Annotated in this window: 15 protein-coding genes; 7 read left to right on the forward strand and 8 right to left on the reverse strand. The window is 73.8% G+C overall.

The genetic code is table 11. The annotated features are described in order from the left end of the window. Nucleotides 1–59: 59 nt before the first annotated feature. The 5 genes from dnaB (at nt 60) to K7C98_RS44905 (ending at nt 8,181) form a co-directional block, all read left to right on the forward strand. On the forward strand, nt 60–1,475 hold the full coding sequence (gene dnaB, locus K7C98_RS19915) for a replicative DNA helicase (protein WP_224193276.1): 1,416 nt from the start codon (nt 60–62) through the stop codon (nt 1,473–1,475). Nucleotides 1,476–1,699: 224 nt separating this feature from the next. After that, entirely contained in the window at nt 1,700–2,746 is a 1,047-nt protein-coding gene (locus K7C98_RS19920; protein WP_224193277.1) for a serine/threonine-protein kinase, read from the forward strand. Nucleotides 2,747–2,759: 13 nt separating this feature from the next. Then, on the forward strand, nt 2,760–3,584 hold the full coding sequence (locus K7C98_RS19925; protein ID WP_224193278.1) for a purine-nucleoside phosphorylase: 825 nt from the start codon (nt 2,760–2,762) through the stop codon (nt 3,582–3,584). A gap of 206 nt (nt 3,585–3,790) precedes the next feature. Further along, nucleotides 3,791–4,852 (forward strand): aldehyde dehydrogenase family protein, encoded by a 1,062-nt coding sequence (locus tag K7C98_RS19930; RefSeq protein ID WP_224193279.1) that lies wholly within the window; start codon nt 3,791–3,793, stop codon nt 4,850–4,852. Nucleotides 4,853–5,244: 392 nt separating this feature from the next. Next, nucleotides 5,245–8,181, forward strand: coding sequence for an SNF2-related protein (locus K7C98_RS44905; RefSeq protein ID WP_224193280.1), 2,937 nt, complete (start codon nt 5,245–5,247; stop codon nt 8,179–8,181). Between the two features lie 95 nt (nt 8,182–8,276). Here K7C98_RS44905 and K7C98_RS19940 read toward each other — a convergent pair whose 3' ends face one another. The 5 genes from K7C98_RS19940 to K7C98_RS19960 form a co-directional block, all read right to left on the reverse strand. Continuing rightward, nucleotides 8,277–9,548 carry an FG-GAP repeat domain-containing protein gene (locus K7C98_RS19940; RefSeq protein WP_224193281.1) on the reverse strand — a complete coding sequence of 424 codons (1,272 nt, stop codon included), beginning with the start codon at nt 9,546–9,548 and terminating at the stop codon, nt 8,277–8,279. Nucleotides 9,549–9,605: 57 nt separating this feature from the next. Beyond that, complete coding sequence (locus K7C98_RS19945) at nt 9,606–10,811, reverse strand: sigma-70 family RNA polymerase sigma factor (RefSeq protein ID WP_224193282.1); 1,206 nt, start codon at nt 10,809–10,811, stop codon at nt 9,606–9,608. A gap of 21 nt (nt 10,812–10,832) precedes the next feature. Beyond that, the gene (locus K7C98_RS19950; RefSeq protein WP_224193283.1) at nt 10,833–11,999 is read right to left on the reverse strand and encodes a hypothetical protein; all 1,167 of its coding nucleotides are present in this window, start codon (nt 11,997–11,999) and stop codon (nt 10,833–10,835) included. A 476-nt stretch (nt 12,000–12,475) separates the two neighbouring features. After that, the gene (locus tag K7C98_RS19955; RefSeq protein ID WP_224193284.1) at nt 12,476–13,468 is read right to left on the reverse strand and encodes an ABC transporter substrate-binding protein; all 993 of its coding nucleotides are present in this window, start codon (nt 13,466–13,468) and stop codon (nt 12,476–12,478) included. Nucleotides 13,469–13,617: 149 nt separating this feature from the next. Further along, nucleotides 13,618–14,667, reverse strand: a complete 1,050-nt coding sequence (locus K7C98_RS19960) for an aldo/keto reductase (RefSeq protein ID WP_224193285.1) — start codon at nt 14,665–14,667, stop codon at nt 13,618–13,620. A gap of 144 nt (nt 14,668–14,811) precedes the next feature. Between K7C98_RS19960 and K7C98_RS19965 the strand changes: the two genes are divergently transcribed. Both K7C98_RS19965 and K7C98_RS19970 read left to right on the forward strand, forming a co-directional pair. After that, the gene (locus K7C98_RS19965; protein ID WP_224193286.1) at nt 14,812–16,173 is read left to right on the forward strand and encodes an MFS transporter; all 1,362 of its coding nucleotides are present in this window, start codon (nt 14,812–14,814) and stop codon (nt 16,171–16,173) included. Between the two features lie 8 nt (nt 16,174–16,181). After that, complete coding sequence (locus K7C98_RS19970; protein WP_224193287.1) at nt 16,182–16,637, forward strand: winged helix-turn-helix transcriptional regulator; 456 nt, start codon at nt 16,182–16,184, stop codon at nt 16,635–16,637. Between the two features lie 114 nt (nt 16,638–16,751). Here K7C98_RS19970 and K7C98_RS19975 read toward each other — a convergent pair whose 3' ends face one another. From K7C98_RS19975 to K7C98_RS19985, 3 genes are all read right to left on the reverse strand, one after another. Then, nucleotides 16,752–17,540 (reverse strand): ABC transporter permease, encoded by a 789-nt coding sequence (locus tag K7C98_RS19975; RefSeq protein WP_224193288.1) that lies wholly within the window; start codon nt 17,538–17,540, stop codon nt 16,752–16,754. Nucleotides 17,541–17,790: 250 nt separating this feature from the next. Beyond that, nucleotides 17,791–18,573, reverse strand: coding sequence for an ABC transporter ATP-binding protein (locus K7C98_RS19980; RefSeq protein WP_224193289.1), 783 nt, complete (start codon nt 18,571–18,573; stop codon nt 17,791–17,793). A gap of 215 nt (nt 18,574–18,788) precedes the next feature. After that, nucleotides 18,789–19,556 carry a GNAT family N-acetyltransferase gene (locus K7C98_RS19985; protein WP_224193290.1) on the reverse strand — a complete coding sequence of 256 codons (768 nt, stop codon included), beginning with the start codon at nt 19,554–19,556 and terminating at the stop codon, nt 18,789–18,791. Between the last annotated feature and the right edge of the window lie 24 nt (nt 19,557–19,580).

Genomic DNA, 19,580 nt, shown 5'->3' on the forward strand with positions numbered 1-19,580 from the left:
GCGGGCCGCGCGTGCCCTCGACAGGAGGCGCGCGGCTCGGGCATCCTCCCGGGCTGGCGATGGCAGGACGCACTCTCCCGCACAACAGCGAGGCCGAGGCGGCGATCCTCGGCGGAATCATTCTGCGCGGCGATCAGGCGCTGCTCGACGTGCTCGACGTGGTGCGCGAGGAGGACTTCTACGTCCCGGCGCACCAGGCCGTGTTCCGGGCCATGCGGGCGCTGTCGGAGAAGCGCGAGCCGATCGACACGGTCACGCTCGAGGCGCAGCTGCGCGCCAGCGACGAGCTCAAGCTGGTCGGCGGCATCGAGGCGCTGACGCGGCTCGCCGACCGCTACGCGACCAGCCGCAACATCGCCCACCACGCGGAGATGGTCCGCCGCACCGCGACCATCCGCAACCTCGTCGTCGTCACCAAGGAGATCGCCGAGGAGGGGATGGGCGACCTCGAGAGCCCGGACGAGTTCATCGACCAGGCCGAGAAGCGGGTGCTCGAGGTCAACGAGCGCGGGCGCAAGACCGGCTACGTGTCGTCGCGCGACCTGCTGATCCAGGTGTTCAACAACATCTCCGAGCGGGCCAAGCGCAAGAACCCGATCACCGGGGTGCCCACCGGCTTCACGCAGCTCGACCACATGACCGGCGGGCTCCAGCCGGGCGACCTCGTGATCATCGCGGCGCGCCCGTCGATGGGCAAGACGGCGTTCGTGCTCAACCTGGCGCAGAGCGCCTGCATCATGCCGCAGCGGTTCGACGGCCTGCCCGACGCCGAGAAGCCGGTGATGCACCCGGTGCTGTTCTTCTCGCTCGAGATGGGCGCGAGCCAGCTGGTCGAGCGCGTGCTGTGTGCCGAGGCCCGCGTCGACGCCGGCAAGCTGCGCACCGGCAACTATCTCGAGGAAGAGTGGATCCGCATGACCAGCGCGGCGTCGCGGATCGCCCAGAGCAAGTTCTACATCGACGACCAGGCGGCGCCGTCGATCCTCGAGATGCGCGCGCGCGCGCGTCGCTTCAAGGACGACAAGAGCATTTTCCCCGGCATCGAGGGCCAATTCGGGATGATCATCGTCGACTACCTGCAGCTCGCGCGCGGCGGCAAGAGCCGCTACGACTCGCGCGAGCAGGAGATCAGCGAGATCTCGCGCGGCCTCAAGGCCATGGCCAAAGAGCTGCGGATGCCCGTTCTGGCGCTGTCTCAGCTCAACCGCGCGGTCGACACGCGCGCCGATCACCGGCCGCAGCTGTCGGACCTGCGCGAGTCCGGCGCCATCGAGCAGGATGCAGACGTCATCATGTTCATCTACCGCGCCGAGCGCTACGCCGCGACCGACGAGGAGAAGAAGAAGGTCGAGAACCAGGCCGAAATCATCATCGGCAAGCAGCGCAACGGGCCGATCGGCGAGGTCCCGCTGATGTTCATCAAGCACATGACGCGCTTCGAAAACCCGGCCGAACCGGGCTTTCATCGCGACTGATACGCGTTCCTTGCGGCCGCCTGCGGGCCCGATCGCTTCCCCGGCGCTGCCGGCGTGATTGCAGGTCGAGGACTCGAGTTCGCGGTCGCAGCGGCGCGCAGGGCGGGCTGCGCCGCCGCCGATCGCGGCCGGCAGGGGGCTGCTGGATCGCCAGGAAGGCGCGTAGGGGCCTGTTGTCCGCAACGTAGCGGGCCCGGCGCGGTCCGTGCTAGGTTGGACGGGCGATGTCGTCGGTTCCGACCCAGATCGGCCCCTACAAGGTCAAAGGCCTCGTCGGCAAGGGGGCCATGGGGGAGGTCTATGAGGGCGTCGACGCCGGTCTCGGCCGGCGGGTGGCGATCAAGATCCTCGGCAAGAAGCACCGCGAGTCGGAGGAGTTCAAGACGCGGTTCCTCCGCGAGGGCAAGGCCCTGGCGCAGATGAACCACCCGAACGTGGTCGCGGTGTACTTCATCGGCGAGCACGAGGACCGGCCGTTCCTGGCGATGGAGTTCCTCGACGGCGAGGACATCGGCGCGATGCTGAAGAAGCGGGGCGCGCTGCACCCGGGCGACGCGGCCGAGGTCATCCGCCAGGCGGCGATCGGGCTCGCCGAGACCCAGCGCGTGGGCGTCGTACACCGCGACGTGAAGCCGTCGAACCTGGTGGTGACGTCGACCGGCATCGTCAAGGTGACCGACTTCGGCTTGGCCAAGGCGTTGCAAGAGGACCTGTCGATCACGGCCACGGGCGTGTTCGTCGGCACGCCGGACTACCTCGCGCCCGAGCAGGCGATGGGCAAGGAGGTCGACGCGCGCGCCGACGTCTATGCCCTCGGCTGTTCGCTGTTTCACATGTGCAGCGGGCACCCGCCGTTCCGCAAGGGCGGCCAGGACGACCACTACACCGCGGTGGTGCGCCGCCACCTGCGGTCGGAGCGGCCGGAGCTCAAGTACGAGATCAAGGGCTTCGACGAGCCGCTGTCGGACCTGTGCCGGCGCATGATGAGCCGCCGCCCCGACGTGCGACCGTCGTTCGAGGAGCTCAAGGTCGGCCTCACCGAGATCTCGAAGCGGCTCGGCGGGCAGGTGCCGCCGCGCCACGCCGACGTCGAGCTGCGCTCGCCGGAGGAGATCAACGAGAAGATCCGGCAGGAGCAGAAGAAGACGCCGGCGGGCGCTCCGGCCGGCGCGCCGGCGACGGGGGCGACGCGGACGACGATGATCGCGGTCGGCATCGGCGTGACCATCGGCATCGCGCTCGGCGTTGTGCTGGCGGTGATGAGCCTGTAGAGCTCTGGCCTGCATGCTCCACACCGAAGACCCGCACCACCACCGCGCCTCCGAGCTCCTGCGTGAGCGCCTCGAGGGGGCGACGATCGACTGGGTCGTCGTGTCCGGCTCGGGCTTCGTCGGCATCGCCGGCGAGGGCCCCGACGGCCTGGGGATGGCGATCGAGGGCTCGATCCCGCTGCGCGGCCTGGGCCTGCCGGTGCCGACGGTCGCGGGCCACGGCAACGCCCTGGTGTTCGGCACGATCGGCGAGCTGCGCGTGTGCGTGCAGACCGGGCGGATCCACCCGTACGAGGGCCACCCGATCGACGTCTGCACCGCGCCGCTGTTCGCCATGCTGGCCAACGGCGCCCGCGGGGTGTGCCTGACCTGCGCCGTCGGCGGGCTCGACCCGACCCTGCGCACCGGCCAGGTGGTGCTGCTCAAGGACCAGATGAACCTGTTCGGCCCGACCCCGCTGGTCGGCCCCCGCTTCATCGACATGAGCCAGCTCTACAGCCCGCACCTGCGCGCGCGCCTGCAGGCCCTCGACCCCGGCCTCGGCGCCGGCAAGCTGGCCGAGGTGGTGTACGCCCACGCCCGCGGACCGCAGTACGAGACGCCGGCCGAGACCGCGGCGCTGCGGACCCTCGGCGGCCAGGTCGTCGGCATGTCGACCACCTACGAGGCGATCCTCGCCGCCGCCCACGGCGCGGCGGTCTGCGGCGTCGGCGTGGTCACGAACGCGGCCAGCCAGGTCGGCCTCAGCCACGACGAGGTCCAGGTCCGCACCCGCGCGGCCCGGCCGCAGGTGGCCGCGCTGCTGCGCGGGCTGCTGGCGCAATCGCCTGTTTCTTGAGGCATGCCGGATGAGGCATGTTCGAAAGGGCATGTCCCCGGGGGCATGTCCTCCCGGGCATTTCCGTTGAGGCAGGGGCGCCCGGTCCCCGCAGAGCGACGATGGTGCCAGGCGCAAACGCAGAGCGGGCGCAGGGGCGCTCGCGTCCGAGGGCCGCGCTCGCGGGCGTGACGGCGGCGGCGCGCGGCGTGGTATAGCGGGGTTTCGTGAGCCTCAAGCCGGAACGGATCGCCGCCGCAGCGCGGGCGCGCCAGGTCGCCTTGCTGGGGCTCCTGGCGGCGCGGGCCGACGCGATCGGCGAGGCGCTGGCGCGCACGCACGGGATGGTCGCGTGGGACAGGCACAAGGCGATCGGCAAGGTCCAGCGCGAGCTGTGGGCGCTCCGGGAGCGGCGCTTCCACGGGCTCGGCGGTCGGCAGGCGCGGGTGTGCGAGCGCCGCGACCAGCCGCTCGAGAGCCTGCCGATCGTGAGCACGCTGCTGCGTCAGGGCCGGCGCGTGCACCTCGAGGTCGAGGCGGGCGCGAGCGCGGTGGTGCCGGAGCTGCTGGCCGAGCTGCGCGACGAGCTGTCGCGCGAGCAGGCCGGCGAGGCGCTGACGATCGGCGCGGCGGGCGAGGCCTGCCCCGCGGAGGTCCGGGACTGGGAGTTCGTCGGCGTGACGCCGGCGCGGCCGCGGGTGGCCGCGGTCCACGCCGACGCCGACCGCGAGCTGGCCGCGTACGCGCTGGCGCTGTCGGGTCTGCGCCGCGGCGGCGCCGACCCGCGGCGCATCGTGCAGGCGTTCGTGGCCGGGCCGCTGGAGCGCCTGGAGCGGCACCTGCACCGGCTGTGGGTCGGCGCGCGGTTCGGGTCGCCCGACGACCCGGAGATGTTCGCCGGGCCGGTCGACCCGGCCCTGGCCGAGGTCTATCGCGCCGCCCTGGCCGCGTGGTCGGCTGTCCCGGGGGCCAGGGTGCTCTGTCCCGGAGGACAGCTCGAGCGCCCGGGCGATCCGCGGACCTACCTGGCGCCGGCGCTGCTGCGCGCGCCGCCGATCGAGCCGCCCCCCGCGCACGCGGGGGCGATCGGCCCGCTGGTGGTGCTGCACCCGTGCGAGCCGGCGACGCTCGACGCGGCCCTGGCGGCCTGCAGGGCCCGCGGGGACGTGATCCAGCCGCTCGGGCCCGAGGCCTGGCGCCAGCGCGTGGGCACGCCGCCGATGGCGCCGCTGCAGCCGCTCGCGCTCGGCCGCCTGCCGCCCGGACTGCCGGAGCCGCGGCCGACGTGATCCGGCGCGCAGAGGCGCTGTCCGAAGAGACATGTGTGAGCGAAGGTCGTGGGGCTCCTGTCCGAGGAGACATCCGTGAGCGGTCGGGCCGAGGCTGTCCGGAGAGACATCTGCTGGAAAAAGGGCGCCGGCGCGGCGATCCGCGCGGCCGCCCTCGGGAGCACGCCTGGCGAGGCGCGCGGCGCGATAGGCGAACTCGAGCTCGTGCTCGCGGTGTCCCCGATTGTTTCGCGTGGCGTCGCGTTGCGTGGGAGTCGAGCGCGCCGGGCTCGCCTGTCGGCGCCGCGGCGGCGAGCGCGGGCTCGTCACGGAGAGGCCGACAGGGCTGCTCTGGCGCGGGCGCGCGGGCGGACGGCTGACAGCGCCGCGCGGTCGTGCTAGGCGACCGCCCCGTGCGAGCCCTCCTCGATGCCGTGCGCGCCGCCTGCACTCCGCGCGACTGGTCGCGAGGGGTCGAGCTCGCGCGGGTGGGGGCGGTCGCGGGGGTCCGGCGCGAGCGCGACGAGGTCGTGCTGCGGGTGGCGGTGAAGGGCGCGGGCAAGAGCCCGACGGTCGCGCTCTACCCGGGCGACGCCGAGTGGAGCTGCGACTGCGACGAGGCCGGCGAGTGCTGCTTCCACGTCGCGGCGGCGGTCATCGCTCTGCAGCGCGCGGTCGAGGCCGGCGAGGCGCTGCCGCGCGGCAGCGAGCGCTCGGGGCGGGTCGGCTACCGGCTGCGCCGGGTCGAGGGCGGGCTCGAGCTGGTGCGCGTGCGTGTGTCCGAAGGGACAGGTCCTGAAGGCAAGGAGACGCCGCTCGGCTTCAGCCTGCTCCAGATCACCAGCGGCAAGGTCGAGGGTCCGGGGATCGTGGCGACGGCGGCCGACCTGGCGGTCGAGAGCGCGCTCGGGATCTACAAGCGCGGGCCGCTGGCGCCGGTGATCACGCGCAAGCTGGTGCCGGCGCTGGCGATCTGCGAGGACGTGACGCTCGACGGCAAGAAGATCACGGCCGCCGCCGAGCCGGCCGGCTACCACGGGCGGGTGGCGGCGTTCGAGGGCGGCAAGGGCTTCCGCCTCTACATCGTCCGCGACCCGACGATCACCGAGGTGTTCTCGGGCAGCGGGGTGGTGCTGTGCGGCGACGTGCTGCGCTGCTTCGACAACGGCGGGATCGGGCCCAAGGAGGCGGCCGAGCTGCGCGCCGGGCTGCAATTCCCGCCCGAGCGCGCCGGCGAGCTGGTGGCCGAGGCGATCCCGGCCCTGCGCGCGCGGGTGAAGGGCTTCAGGGAGAAGACCGACCGCCTGCCGGTGCTGTCCGACGCGCGGCCCCGGGTGGTGTTCGAGGTCGGCCGCGCGGGCACGGGCATGTCTGTCCTTCCGGTCCTGGTCTATGGGACACCCGAGACGGCGCGGGTCGAGGCCGGGCGGCTCGTCATCCACGGGCGCGAGGTGCCGCGGAGGGACGCGATCGCCGAGGCGTCGCTGGTCCGCCGGCTCGGCGACCTCGGGCTGCAGTTCGGGCGCACGACCAGCGCGGTCGGGCCGCTCGCGGTCGGGCTGGCCGAGGCGCTGCGCCAATTCGAGGGGGCGGAGATCGCCGGCGAGTCGCACCGCGAGTTCGTGCGCAAGGGGCCGCTGCACGCCCGCATGGTCGCGGAGGCCGGCGGTCGGCTCGGTATTGCCTTTGAGACAGGTTCTTCAGGACATGTCTCGACGGCGGACGCGCGCCGGGTGCTCGAGGCGTGGCAGGCCGGCGCGGGCGAGGTGGTGCTCGACGACGGCGGGGTCGCGCCGCTGCCGGTCGACTGGCTATCCCGCTTCGGCTCGGAGGTGGCGCTGCTGCTGGCGGCGCGCGAGGCGGGCGGCGGCGAGCCGGCGCCGTGGGCCCGGCCGGCGCTGGCGGAGCTGTGCCGCGCGCTCGACTACCCGCCGCCGCCGGAGCTGGCCGGCCTGGCGGCGCTGGTCGAGGGCTTCGAGGCGATCCCGGAGGTGCCGCTGCCGGCCGATCTGCGCGTCGACCTGCGGCCGTACCAGCGGCGCGGCGTCGACTGGCTGGCGTTCTTGCGCGAGGCCCGGCTCGGCGCGCTGCTCGCCGACGACATGGGCCTCGGCAAGACGCTGCAGGCGCTGTGCGCGGTGCACGGGCGGACGCTGGTGGTCGCGCCGACCAGCGTGCTGCACAACTGGGCCGCCGAGGCGGAGAAGTTTCGACCTGGCCTTCGGGTCAGCGTGTACCACGGGCCGAAGCGGCGCATCGATCCCCAGGCCGACCTGACGCTGACCAGCTACGCGCTGCTGCGGCTCGACGCCGAGGCGCTGGCGGGCGAGCCGTGGGACATGGTGATCCTCGACGAGGCGCAGGCGATCAAGAACCCCGAGAGCCAGGTCGCGCGCGCGGCCTTCGGGCTGCAGGCCGCCTGGCGCGTGGCGATGACCGGCACGCCGGTGGAGAACCGCCTCGACGAGCTGTGGAGCCAGATCCACTTCATCAACCCGGGCCTGCTCGGCGGGCGCGCGGAGTTCCAGGAGCGCTACGGCCGGCCGATCGGCGACGGCGACGCGGCGGCGGCCCGCGCGTTGCGGCGCCGGATCGCGCCGTTCGTGCTGCGCCGGCGCAAGCAGGAGGTCGCGCGCGAGCTGCCGCCGCGCACCGAGGTGGTGCTGCGCTGCAGCCTCGACGCGCGCGAGCGGGCCGTCTACGAGGCGATCCGCGCGGCCACGCACGAGGAGGTGGTGGCCCAGCTGCAGGCCGGCGGCGGGGTGCTGGCGGCCCTCGAGGCGCTGCTGCGCCTGCGCCAGGCGGCCTGCCACGCGGCGCTGGTGCCGGGGCAGTCGGCCGCCCGCTCGTCGAAGCTCGAGCTGCTGCTCGAGACGCTGGCCGAGGCGATCGCGGAGGGCCACAAGGCGCTGGTGTTCTCGCAGTGGACCAGCCTGCTCGACCTGTGCGAGCCGGGGCTGCAGGCCGCGGGCCTGCCGTTCTGCCGCCTCGACGGCTCGACCCGCGATCGCGGCGGCGTGGTCGCTCGCTTCCAGGACCCCGACGGCCCGCCGGTGATGCTGATCTCGCTCAAGGCCGGCGGCACCGGCCTCAACCTGACCGCGGCCGATCACGTGTTCCTGCTCGACCCGTGGTGGAACCCGGCGGTCGAGGATCAGGCGGCCGACCGCGCGCACCGGATCGGCCAGGAGCGCCCGGTGATCGTGCACCGCCTGGTCGCCGAGGACACGGTCGAGGAGCGGATCCTGGCCCTGCAGGCGCGCAAGCGGGCGATCGCCGAGGCGGCTCTGGAAGACGCGGCCGGGGCGGCGGCGATCACCCGCAGCGACCTGCTGGCGCTGCTCGAGTGATGGCACGAAGGACATGCCCTTGAGGGTATGTCCTCGGAAATATGGTTGTTTGGCCATGTCCGAATGGGCATGCCTCGATGGACATGCCCTCACGGTCAGTCCACGCTGGCCGAGAAGAGCAGTCCCCCGGTGGCGATGCTGGTGCCGGCGAGGTCGCCGGTGCCGTCGGCCTTGAAGTCGGCGACGAAGAAGGAGTCGCCCTCCTGCAGCCCGCCGAACGAGATGCTGCGGACGGCCGCGAAGCCGCCGGCGCCGTCGCCGCGGCGGAAGGTGCTGAAGGCGTTCGTGCCGGTGGTGATGATGTCGAGCCGGCCGTCGCCGTCGAGGTCGGCGAGGGCGAGGAGGCGGGCGTCGCAGTGGACGGGGTAGCGCACGGGGTCGATGAACTCGCCGCTGTCCCGCTGGAGGAACACGGCCGCCTCGCTGCTCTCGAACTCGGTGTTGGTGGCGACGCCGACGAGGTCGCCGAGGCCGTCGCCGTCGAGATCGGCGACGGCGAACTCGTGGAACCACAGCTCGGCCGGCATGCCGGGGGCGGTGACGATCTGCTGGCCGCCGGCGTGGCGCACGATCCGGCCGCCGGCGTCGTCGGTGAACACGAAGTCGTCGGACCGGCCGTCGGCGTCGAGCGCTGCGAGCACGTGGGTGGGAACCGGCCGGGCAATGACGGGACCGACGGTCTCGGTGAACTCGCCGGTGCCGTCGCCGAGGAACACGAACAGGTTGTCGACGCCGGGCGCGGGAGGGGTGACGGCGACGATGTCGAGGTGGCCGTCGCCGTTCCAGTCGGCGGCGTCGAGGGTGACCACGCTCTCCACGTTCTTGACCAGCCGGACCTCGGCGAGGCCGCCGGCGCCGTCGAGCAGCAAGGCGCGGATCAGCCGGCCCTCGGTGAGGGTCCGGGTGGTGGCGACGACGTCGACGGCGCCGTCCTCGTCGAAGTCGCCGGCGGCGTGCAGCACCGGCGTGGTGGCGAGGGGATCGGGCCACGCCTGCGAGGTGAAGAAATTCCCCACGTTGAACAGCTGCGGGGTGACCGAGTCGTTCGCCTGGGTGATCAGCATGTCGACGCCGAACCTGTCGTCGAGCGGGAGGACGATGCTGGACGTGATCGGCGACGGAGGGTCGACGCCGAGCGTGCCGACGAAGCAGAGCTCGCCGGGCTGGGAGACGCCGTCGTGACACGTGGTGGGCTCGAAGAGGTTGTCGACGATCTCGCACGAGCCGATCTCGCCGCCGAGGCCCCCGCCGCCGGGCCCGCCGTCGCCGATCGCGAGGCAGTCGCCGATGCACTGCTTGATGTCGAGGTTGCACGCCGGGAGCAGCGCGACGAGACAGACGAGGGCGAGGAGCGATGGGGTGCGCATGGGGACCTTCAGCGAGTGAGTGCCGCGCGGGTCCGGGTTCCGTTCGCCGATCTCGGCTCACTCCCGGCAGAGCGCGTCGACCCGGACGGCGAGGGCGGAGGTCGGCCAGCGGGCGACGAAGGCGTCGGCGTCGCGGCGGGCGCGGGCGTGCTGGCCGAGCCGGCAGCGCGCCTCGATGCCGGCGGCGGCGGCCTCCTGCGCGAACACGCCGGCGGGGAAGCGCTGCTGGTGACGCGCGGCCAGCTCGAGCGCGGCGCGATCGTCCTCGGCGAGGAGAGCGGCGCGGATCGACTCGACGAGCGCGAGCTCGGCGGCCAGCGAGGGCTCGTCGGCGGCGGGGCGCGGGGCGTGGCGTCGCGGCGGCGGCGCGGTTGCGGGCGCGGGAGCGGCTGGAGACACGGACGCGTCGGCGATGACGATCGGCGCCGGGGTGACCGCGGGCGTGGGCTCGTGGGCGGCAGCGTCGACGACGGGCGGCGCGGGCTCGGGCGGCGGCGCGGCGCGGCCGGCCACCAACACCGTCGCCAGGCCGAGGCCGACCAGCGAGAGGCCGGCCACGGCGTTGCTGCCGGCGACGGCGCCGATCGTGCTAGCGACGGGTTCGATCGACCATGTGTACAGGGACATGTCTGCAAGGACAGTCGGGTCGCGCGGCGGGCCGAGGCGCCACGGCGCGGGCCACGGCGGGCTGGTGACGACCAGCGCGGCGAGCACCTGGGCGCCGCGGCGGGGCCGATGGCGGCTGTCGCGGGCATCGAGGCGGCGGACCATGCGGTCGAGCTCGCGGCGAGCGGCCCGCAGGCGCGAGTAGACGGTGTTGAGGTTGACGCCCAGCTCGGCGGCGATCTCGGGGGCCTGCCACTGCTCGAGCTCGGTCATGACGAAGACGACGGCCTGGTCGCGGTCGAGGCCGTCGAGGAAGCTCTGGAGGATCGCCGCGGCCTCGGCCTGCTCGATGGGCATCTCGGCGGGCGCCGCGGCGACCTCGACGTCGGACAGCGGGCAGCTGCGGGGCGCCTCGCGGGCGGCGCTGCGGCGGTAGCGGCTGGCGATCCGGCGCGCGATCTCGAACAGCCAGGTGCGCAGCGCGGCCCGACCGGCGAACTCGGGGAGGCGGCGGTAGACGACCAGGAAGGCGTCCTGGACGGCGTCGTCGACCCGGGCCGGATCGACGCCGAGCGACCGCACGGTGCGCCAGACGAACCCGTAGTGGGTCCGATAGACGGCGGCGAAGTCGAGGGAGCCGGGCGGAGGGAGCTGCACGATCGGGTCTGTCTCCGCGGGTCAGCGGTTCCGTGGGCCGAATTGCAGGTCCACGCCGAAAGTCGCGCGCACGCCCGCGCGGCCGCTCTGGAACACCTCCTGGTCGGCGCCGACGGTGAAGATCGGGCGGCCGAGGGCGAGGACGCCGTCGACGCCGAACCACAGGCCGACCGGGCCGGAGAGCTGCCAGCGCACGGCCGGGCCGAGGAAGAGGCCGAGCCAGGGGGCCCACCGCGGGTTCGGGACGGCGACCTGCAGGCCGACGCCCTGGATCGCGCCGGCCTCGCCGCCGACGCACAGGGCGAGCAGGACGGCCGGGCGCGGGCGCAGGAGCGGGCAGATCCGCAGGGCGCCGACGAGGCGGTCGAAGCGGCCGCCGGCGACGTTGTCCTGGGCCGGCAAGATCCGCAGCGGGACGCCGATGAGGCCGGCCTCCAGGCGCACGCGCGGGAGCGTGACGCCGGCGAACAGGCCGGCGTGGCCGCCGAACCCGGGCAGGACGCCGTAGTCGAAGCCGCCGTCGACGCGCACGTGGGCGACCAGCGGGGGCACAGGGGCGTCGCCCGGCGGCTCGCGCGGGCGCAGGGCGACGAACTCGGCTGTCTCTTCGGCCATATTGACAGGCGGCGGCGCCGCGGCGGCCGGCGGCAGGGGGCCGAGCGGCTGGAGGAGCGGGGCCGTGGCTGTCCCCGGGGACAGGTCGAGCGGAGGCTCCGCGGCTGGCCGTTCGGACAGGTCGGGTGCGGCCGGGCCGGGCCGGGCGGTGGCTGTCCGATCGGCCAGGTCGGGCGGCGCGGGGGGCAGGGGCGGCGGCTCGGGCGGGGGGACGACGGCGGCCGGCGGGTCGAGGCCGCGGCTGACGGCCAGCGGGTCGAGGTGGACGGCGAGCACCAGGGCGGTCGCGCGCGCGAGGACCTGGCAGCTCTCGGCCTGGACGGTGCGGCGGAATTCCCCGCGCGTGGTCTGCAGCTCGAGCCGCAGCTCCCATCGGGGGCCCTCGCGGGTGACGCCGGCGCGGGCGACGGCCCGCTCGGGCTCGGCGTCGGTGGGCGGCCGGCGCAGCAGTCCGTTCACCATCTCCAGGACGGCGGCCTGGTCGGGGCAGCCGGCCGGGACCTGCCAGGTCAGGTCGATCGGCGGCGCGGCAGGTCCGACCGCCACGAGCAGGAGAAGGGCGATTACCGGCACGACGGAGAGGAACGGGCGGAGGGCGGCGTCGGCTGAATGTGACCGGGGCCGTGTGAGGCGTCAACTCCGCAGGCCGCGCGCCGAGGCTGGCGGAAAGGCCAGGTCGCGTGGCCGGGCCATCCCTGTCGACCACCCCGAGCGCGGGCGAGTCGGCGTGTCGCTCGCGCGAGCTCCTCGACCAGGCGCTGCGTCTCGGCGTCCGAACGGGGGCCGATGTGAAGGGGTGTCGTGAACGCGCGCGGGTCGGCGAAGTCGCGCGGCGACAGGGCGGCGGACCGGTGCCTGCCGGAGACGAGGCCAGGAGCGAGGGCGTGCCGCGGCGACGCGGCTACCGCAGTGGCAGAGTGACAGCGGTGCAGCAGGACGAGAGCGGCGCGAGCGAATGAAGTGGTGCGGTGGACATGTCGCAAGAGACATGCATAAAAGAGCATGTCGTTTGTGGCATGGCCCTCGGGTCATGTGTAAGGAGCGGCGCGCTACTCGCTCGGCTTGACGAGGTCGAGCCGGTAGGCGGCGGCCGGATCGACGGCGTCGGGGCCGAGGAGGCCGAGCTCGACGAGTTGGTCGGCGAGGGCCTTCCAGCGCGCAGGGTCCATGGCGCCGGGCTTGGTGCCCTCGGGGGCGGCCAGCGGGGCGAGGGCGGTGGCGCCCTTCGCCAGGACCTCGGGGCTGAGCTCGGTGTTGCGGGCGCGGATCTCGGCGTTGGTGGCGCTCGGGTCGCGCAGGTACTGCTCCCAGCCGCGTACGGTCGCGGCGGCGACGCGGGCGGCGAGCTCGGGCCTGGAGGCGAGCAGCGACTCGGAGGTGACGAGGACGCTGGCGTACGGGTTGAAGCCGAGGTCGGCGAGGAGGATGCAGCGGACCTTGGCGCCCTGGGCCTCGGCGATGATCGGCTCGCTGAAGACGTAGGCCTGCTGGGCGGCCCGCGGGTCGAGCAGGAAGGGGGCGACGCTGCCGCTGTAGGGGACGATCTGCAGCGTCTCGGGCCACTGGTAGCGGGCGCGCAGGAAGGTGGCGCACGGCTCGCGCACGCTCATGTGCAAGCTGCCGCTCTTGAGGTCGGCGAGGTCGGTGATGCCCGAGGCCTCGTGGACCATGATGCAGCGCGGGCTCCTCTGCAGGCCGGCGACGAGGGCCACGACCGGGGCCCCCTGAGCGCGCGCGAGCAGGATCTCGGAGCCGTCGGCGACGCCGAAGTCGACGCGGCCGGCTGCGACCTGCGGCAATACCGGAGCCTCGGGCCGGCCGGACACGAGCTCGACGTCGAGGCCCTCCTCCTTGTAGTAGCCGTGCACGAGCGCGGCGAAGTAGCCGCCGTGCTCGACCTCGGGGAACCAGTTGAGGGCGATCCGCACCTTGGCCGGATCTTGCTCGCGCGCGCAGGCGACGAGCAGGAGGCAGGCGACGACGAGGTGGACGAGGGCGCCGATGCGCTCGCGCGGCAGGAAGGATCGGGGCGGGGCGCGCATGCCGGGAGCGTACAACGGAGCGCCGCGGACACACCAGCGGGCTGCGCCGCGGCGGCCGATCCGCGAAGGTATGCCGGGACATGTCGGAATGGACATGTTCCGATGCGCATGTGAGGCGGGTCGCTGCGGGCGAGCACGGCGGGGGCGAATCAGGCGACGGGGATCACCGGCCTGTCGAGCCGCTCGAGCTGGCCGCCGGCGATCCGCGCCCGGCTGCTCACGACCTGGTCGTGCGGGGTGCCGAGGGAGATCGCGCTGGCCTCGTCGAGGCGGGCCAGCTGGGCCGGCGAGAGGGTGAGCTCGAGCGCGGCGAGGGCGGCGTCGAGGTGCTCGCGGGTGCGCGGGCCGAGGATCGGGACGAGGGCGGTGGTCGAGGCGGCGCCGCGGGCCAGCGACCACGCGAGGGCGATCTGGATCGGGGCGACGCCCGCCTCGGCGGCGACGGCGACGACGGCGTCGAGGATGGCGGTCTCGCGCGCGGTCTTCTCGGTGTGGACGAGCATGCCGAGGCCGGTGAGCCGACCTTCGTCGCTGGTGCGGTACTTGCCGGTGAGGAAGCCGCCGCCGAGCGGAGACCACAGCGCGGCGCCGAGGCCGAGCGCCTCGGCCATCGGCAACAGCTCGCGCTCGCCGGTGCGCTCGACCAGGCTGTGCTCGATCTGGATGCCGGCGAGCGGGGTCCAGCCGCGCAGCTCGGCGATCGCGTCGGCCCGCGCGACCCGCCAGGCGGGGAAGTTCGACAGGCCGCCGTACAGGATCTTGCCGGCGCGCGCGAGGTCGTCGAGGCCGCGCACGATCTCGTCGATCGGGGTGACGTCGTCGGGGAAGTGGACCCAGTAGAGCTCGAGCCGGTCGGTCTTGAGCCGGCGCAGGCTGGCCTCGAGCGACTGGATCATCGCCTTGCGGCTGTTGCCGGTGTGCGACAGGCCGCCGGTGGTGCCGAGGGTGTACTTGCTGGCGACGACGAAGCGGTCGCGGTCGGCCGCCAGGAACTCGCCCAGCAGCTCCTCCGACTGGCCGACCTGATAGGTGTCGGCGGTGTCGATGAAATTGCCGCCCGCCTCGGCGTAGGCGTCGAAGATCCGCCGGGCCTCGGCCGGCTCGGTGCCGTGCCCCCAGCGGGTGCCGAAGTTGCCCGTGCCGAGGGCGAGCTGAGAGACGCGCAAACCACTGCGACGACCGAATGTCCTGTACCGCATCGTGTGCTCCTGGATGGGTTTCAGATTATGTCTGTCATATGAGATCAGCAAGAAGCGAGCACGTGAGTTCGGTTGCGTCGCGGTGAGCGTAATCGCTCGGCTTCGGCTTGCGGGCGGACAATCATACGTTCAATCATTGAACGCATGGAGATTCGACTGTCGCCTCTGCTGGTCGCGAGCCTGGCCGTGTTCGCGGTGTTCCTCGACACGACGGTGCTGTTCGTGGCGTTCCCGTCGATCACGGCGACGTTCCCGACGGTGCCGGCGGCCGAGCTGTCGTGGGTGCTGAACGCGTACACGATCGTGTTCGCGGCGGCGCTGGTGCCGTTCGGGAGGCTGGCCGACCGCTGGGGTCACCGGGCGATGTTCCTCGCCGGCTCGCTCGGGTTCACGGCGGCGTCGCTGCTGTGCGCCGCGGCGCCGACGCCGTGGTCGCTGGTGGCGGCGCGCGTGCTGCAAGCGGCCGGCGGCGCGGCGCTGGTGCCGTCGTCGCTGGCGCTGGTGATGCGGGCGACGCCGCGCGAGCGCTGGCCGGTGGCGCTGGCGGTGTGGGGCGCGACGGGGGCAGTGGCGGGCGCGGTCGGGCCGACGCTCGGCGCGGCGCTCATCGAGGCGCTCGGCTGGCGCTGGGTGTTCGTCATCAACCTGCCGGTCGGGGTGTTCACGCTGCTGCTCGGGCGGCGCCGGCTCAGCGAGTCGCGCGACCCGGGCAGCGTGATGCCGGCGCCGCTCGGGGTGCTGCTGCTGGTGATCGGCGCGGTGCTGGTGACGCTGGCGCTGGTGCTCGGCGAGGCGTGGGGCTGGACGTCGAGGAACACGCTGGGATCGCTGGCCGCAGGGGCGGCGGTGCTGGCGATGTTCGTGATCCATCAGGGCCGCACGCGGGCGGCGACGATCGACCTGTCGCTGTTCGCGTCGAGCAACTTCCGCTGGGCCAACGCGGCGGCGGTGATGTTCGGGGCGGCGTTCACGGCGATGTTCCTGGCGAGCGTCCTGTTCCTCACCTCGGTGTGGCGGTGGTCGATCCTCGCGGCGGGCTTCGGGGTCGCGCCCGGGCCGCTGCTGGTGGCCGTGCTGGCGCCGCGGTTCGGACGGCTGGCGGCGCGGATCGGTCAGCGCCCGCTGCTCGTGACGGGCGGGCTGCTGTTCGCGCTCGGGGGGCTGTGGCGGCTGTGGCTGCTCGGCGCGGAGGTCGACTACGTGCGCGATTACCTGCCGTCGATGCTGCTGACGGGGACCGGGGTGGCGCTGTGCCTGCCGCAGCAGGCGAGCGTGGTCGGGCAGGCGCTGCCGCCGAACCGCCTCGGCGTGGGCAACGCGGTCCACCAGGCGCTGCGCCAGTTCGGCGGCACGCTCGGGGTGGCGCTGGCGATCGGGCTCACGGCCGGGGCGAGCGGGCCGCCGGCCCTGGCGAGCTTCGATCGGGTATGGTGGGTGATGGTGGTCGGCGGGCTGGCGACGGCGCTGTGCTCGCTGCCCCTTCGGACAGGTCCGGCGCGAGGCTGAGGCAGATCGTGCGACGCAAACGACTCGACCGCATGGAGTGCTCGATCGCGCGGGCGCTCGACGTCGTCGGCGACCCGTGGACGCTGCTGATCGTGCGCGACGCGCTGCTCGGGGTGACCCGCTTCGAGGCGTTCCAGGCCCGCCTGCAGATCCCGCGGGCGACGTTGACGGCCCGCCTGGAGCACCTGTGCCGCGCGGAGATCCTGGCGCGCCGCCGCTACCAGGAGCACCCGCCGCGCGACGAGTACACCCCGACGGCGAAGGGCCGGGGCCTGCGCCCGGTCGTGATCACGCTGATGCAGTGGGGCGACCGCTGGGCCCGCGAGGACCCACCGCCGACCCGCCTCGAGGACGCGACGACGGGCCGGGCGATCGAGCCGACGCTGGTCGACCGCGTCAGCGGAGCGCCGCTCGAGGCGCTGGCGGTGCGCGCGGTCGGCCGGCTGGTGCCGCGCCGGCGCTGAGACGCGGCGCGGGTCGAGCGGAGCACGGCGCCGTCGGCGAGGGGAAATTGGAGACATGCTCTCACGAACATGCTCGATGGGGCATGTTCGCGAGGGCATGCTCGTACGGGCAGGTCAGTGGAGGGTCTGCTCGCGGCCGCGCCAGCGGCGGAGGGCGAGCTCGCCGAGCAGGGCGACGGCGCCGAACAGGACCAGGCCGAGCAGGGTGGCGGCGAAGATGGCGGCGAACAGGTAGGCGGTCTGCAGGCGGCCGGAGGTCTGGAGGATGACGGCGCCGAGGCCGAGGTCGTCGGCGCCGAAGCCGGCGAAGAACTCGCCGACGATCGCGCCGATGACGGCGAGGCCGCCGCTGATCTTGGCGCCGGCGGCGAAGTAGGGCAGCGAGCCGGGCAGGCGCAGCTTGAGCAGCAGCTGCAGGCGCGAGGCGTCGCTCATGGCGAACAGCTCGAGCAGCTGAGGGTCGACGCGCACGAGGCCGGTGGTGCCGTTGGTGATGATCGGGAAGACGCTGAGGATCGCGGCGGTGAGGATGACGCTCTGCAGGCCGGTGCCGAACCACACGACGATCAGCGGGGCGACGGCGACGATCGGGACGGTCTGCAGGAAGATCGCGTAGGGGTAGAGGCTGCGCGCGGCCACCTGCGACTGCGAGAAGAGGACGGCGACGAGGCCGCCGACGACGAGGCTGAGACCGAGGCCGCCGAGTGCCCCCAGAGCGGTGAGCAGCGCGGCCTCGGCCAGCTCGCCGGCGTGGGCGACGGCCTCGCGCGCGACCTCGGCCGGCGGCGGCACGAGGTAGGCCGGCAGCGCGAGCACGGCGCAGGCGAGGTGCCACGCGCCGAGGAAGGCGAGGAAGACGAGGAGCGGCGGCAGGGCGGCTCGAGCGGCCGAAGCGAGGGACATGCGGGGAGGCGAGCGGGAGGGGCGGAGGTGCCGGGCGGAAGGAGTGCGAGCGAGGGCCGAAGGGGCAGGGAGATCGAGCGGGGAGAGCGGAGGCGGAGGGAGCGAGGGGCGGGCGGCAGGCGTCGCGGGCCAGGGGCGCGCGGCGAAGAGCGGGAGGATGGAAGGGACAGGCGCCCGGGGACAGGGTCGATCGGGCAGGTCGGTCGAGGCAGGGTCGATCGGGCAGGTCGGAAAGGGCAGGGTCGATCGGTCAGGCGGCGACGTCGGCGGCGCGCAGGCGGGCGCGGACCTCGGCGGCGGCGGCGGCGAACTCGGGGGTGCCGACGAGGGCGGCCCGGCGCGGGCGCGGCAGGTCGATCGGGAGGTCGGCGACGATGCGGCCGGGACGGGCGGACAGGACGACGACGCGATCGCCGAGCAGGACGGCCTCGCCGACGTTGTGGGTGACGGCGAGGCCGGTGAAGCGGTCGCGCTCCCACAGCTGCAGCAGCTCGTCGTTGAGGCGCTCGCGCGTGAGCTCGTCGAGGGCGCCGAACGGCTCGTCGAGGAGGAGCAGCTCGGGCCGGGTGACGAGCGCGCGGGCGAGCGAGGCGCGCATCTTCATGCCGCCCGAGAGCGCGGCCGGGCTGGCGGCGGCGAACTCCGACAGGCCGACGAGCGCGAGGGCGGCGTCGGCGGCGGTGTCCTGCTCGCTCCGGGGGACGCGCGCGAGCTCGAGGGGGAGGCGCACGTTGGCGTGGACGCTGCGCCACGGCAAGAGGGTCGGATCCTGAAACACGAAGGCGACCGCGCGGCGGGCCCGGACCCGCTCGGGGGCCTCGCCGGCGACGGCGATGGTGCCGGCGCCGGCGGGCGCGAGGCCGGCGACGACGCGCAGGAGGGTCGACTTGCCGCAGCCCGAGGGGCCGATGACGGCGACGAGCTGGCCGCGGGGGACCTGCAGGTCGAGGCCGCGGAGGGCCTGGACGCCGCCGGGGAAGCGCACGTCGAGGCCGCGAGCGTCGATGTGCGGGGCGCTGGCCGGAGCGGTCACGCGGCGGACGCTAACACGAGTCGGCTCGCAGGGCGGGCGCGGGCGCAGCGACGCGCGGAAAATGGCCGGGAGCCGATCCGGCGGCCGTCGTCGGGTCGCGGCGGATTCGCAGCGGAGCGCGGGGGGGCTCACGGAGCACGAGCTGCCGGCGCGGACATCACGTGCGCGATCCTGCGGGGCGGGCTGTCGAAGTGCCGGGGTCGAACGGGGCGGCGCTAGCCCTTCTTGCGGCGCGGGCGGCGGGCGCGGGCCGAGCGGACGGAGTGCGCGGGGGCGGGCCCGGATCCGGCTGGCTCTTCGGGCATGTCCTGGAGGCCCTGGTCTTCGGATCCGGTCGATTCGGACATGTCCCCGGATTCCGCCGCCTCCTCGCGCTCGGGCGGGTCGGCGGGGGCCTCGAGGCCGTTGCTGCGCAGGGTGCGGGGCGGCAGCAGCTCGGGCTCGCTGACGACTTTCTTGGCCAGGAAGATGGCGGCGTCGATCTGGGAGAAGCTGCGCGCGCGGTAGAACTGGAGCGCGCGCTTGTTGTTGGCGGCGACCTCGAGGACGAGGTGGGTGCAGCCGCGGACGCGCGCGAGGTGCTCGAGCTGCTCGATGACGAAGCTGCCGATCCCGCGGCCCTGGTAGTCGGGGTGGATGGCGATCTCCTCGACGAACAGCGGGCGCATGTCACGGCTCTCGAAGTAGCGCTCGTTGATCCAATTGTCGGAGCCGATGACCTCGTAGGCGCACTCGGCGTAGCCGACGACCACCGGGGCGTCGCCCTCGTGGATCTCGAACAGCAGCTGCTCGATGCCCTCCTCCTCGTAGATCTCGAGGAAGCGGGTCTTGGTGCGCGGGCGCTGGTACTCGACGGTCTCGCGGTTGACCGAGCGGAACACGCGCTTGAGGAACTCCCACACCTTGTTGAGGTCGCGGCGGTGGATCCGGCGCACACGGATGGTCGGTTCCGTGACGACGGGCGCGGGTTTGCGGGAGGCCACGGCCGAAGTTTAGCACCGCCGGCG

The sequence above is a fragment of the Nannocystis pusilla genome (assembly GCF_020073745.1).
Classification (GTDB): domain Bacteria; phylum Myxococcota_A; class Polyangia; order Nannocystales; family Nannocystaceae; genus Nannocystis; species Nannocystis radixulma.

Excerpts from the sequence above, each read along its gene's own strand:
- dnaB (WP_224193276.1), top strand. The coding sequence starts at position 60 with ATGGCAGGACGCACTCTCCCGCACAACAGCGAGGCCGAGGCGGCGATC.
- K7C98_RS19965 (WP_224193286.1), top strand. The coding sequence starts at position 14,812 with ATGGAGATTCGACTGTCGCCTCTGCTGGTCGCGAGCCTGGCCGTGTTC.
- K7C98_RS19955 (WP_224193284.1), bottom strand. The coding sequence starts at position 13,468 with ATGCGCGCCCCGCCCCGATCCTTCCTGCCGCGCGAGCGCATCGGCGCC.
- K7C98_RS19925 (WP_224193278.1), top strand. The coding sequence starts at position 2,760 with ATGCTCCACACCGAAGACCCGCACCACCACCGCGCCTCCGAGCTCCTG.
- K7C98_RS19940 (WP_224193281.1), bottom strand. The coding sequence starts at position 9,548 with ATGCGCACCCCATCGCTCCTCGCCCTCGTCTGTCTCGTCGCGCTGCTC.
- K7C98_RS19960 (WP_224193285.1), bottom strand. The coding sequence starts at position 14,667 with ATGCGGTACAGGACATTCGGTCGTCGCAGTGGTTTGCGCGTCTCTCAG.
- K7C98_RS19920 (WP_224193277.1), top strand. The coding sequence starts at position 1,700 with ATGTCGTCGGTTCCGACCCAGATCGGCCCCTACAAGGTCAAAGGCCTC.
- K7C98_RS19975 (WP_224193288.1), bottom strand. The coding sequence starts at position 17,540 with ATGTCCCTCGCTTCGGCCGCTCGAGCCGCCCTGCCGCCGCTCCTCGTC.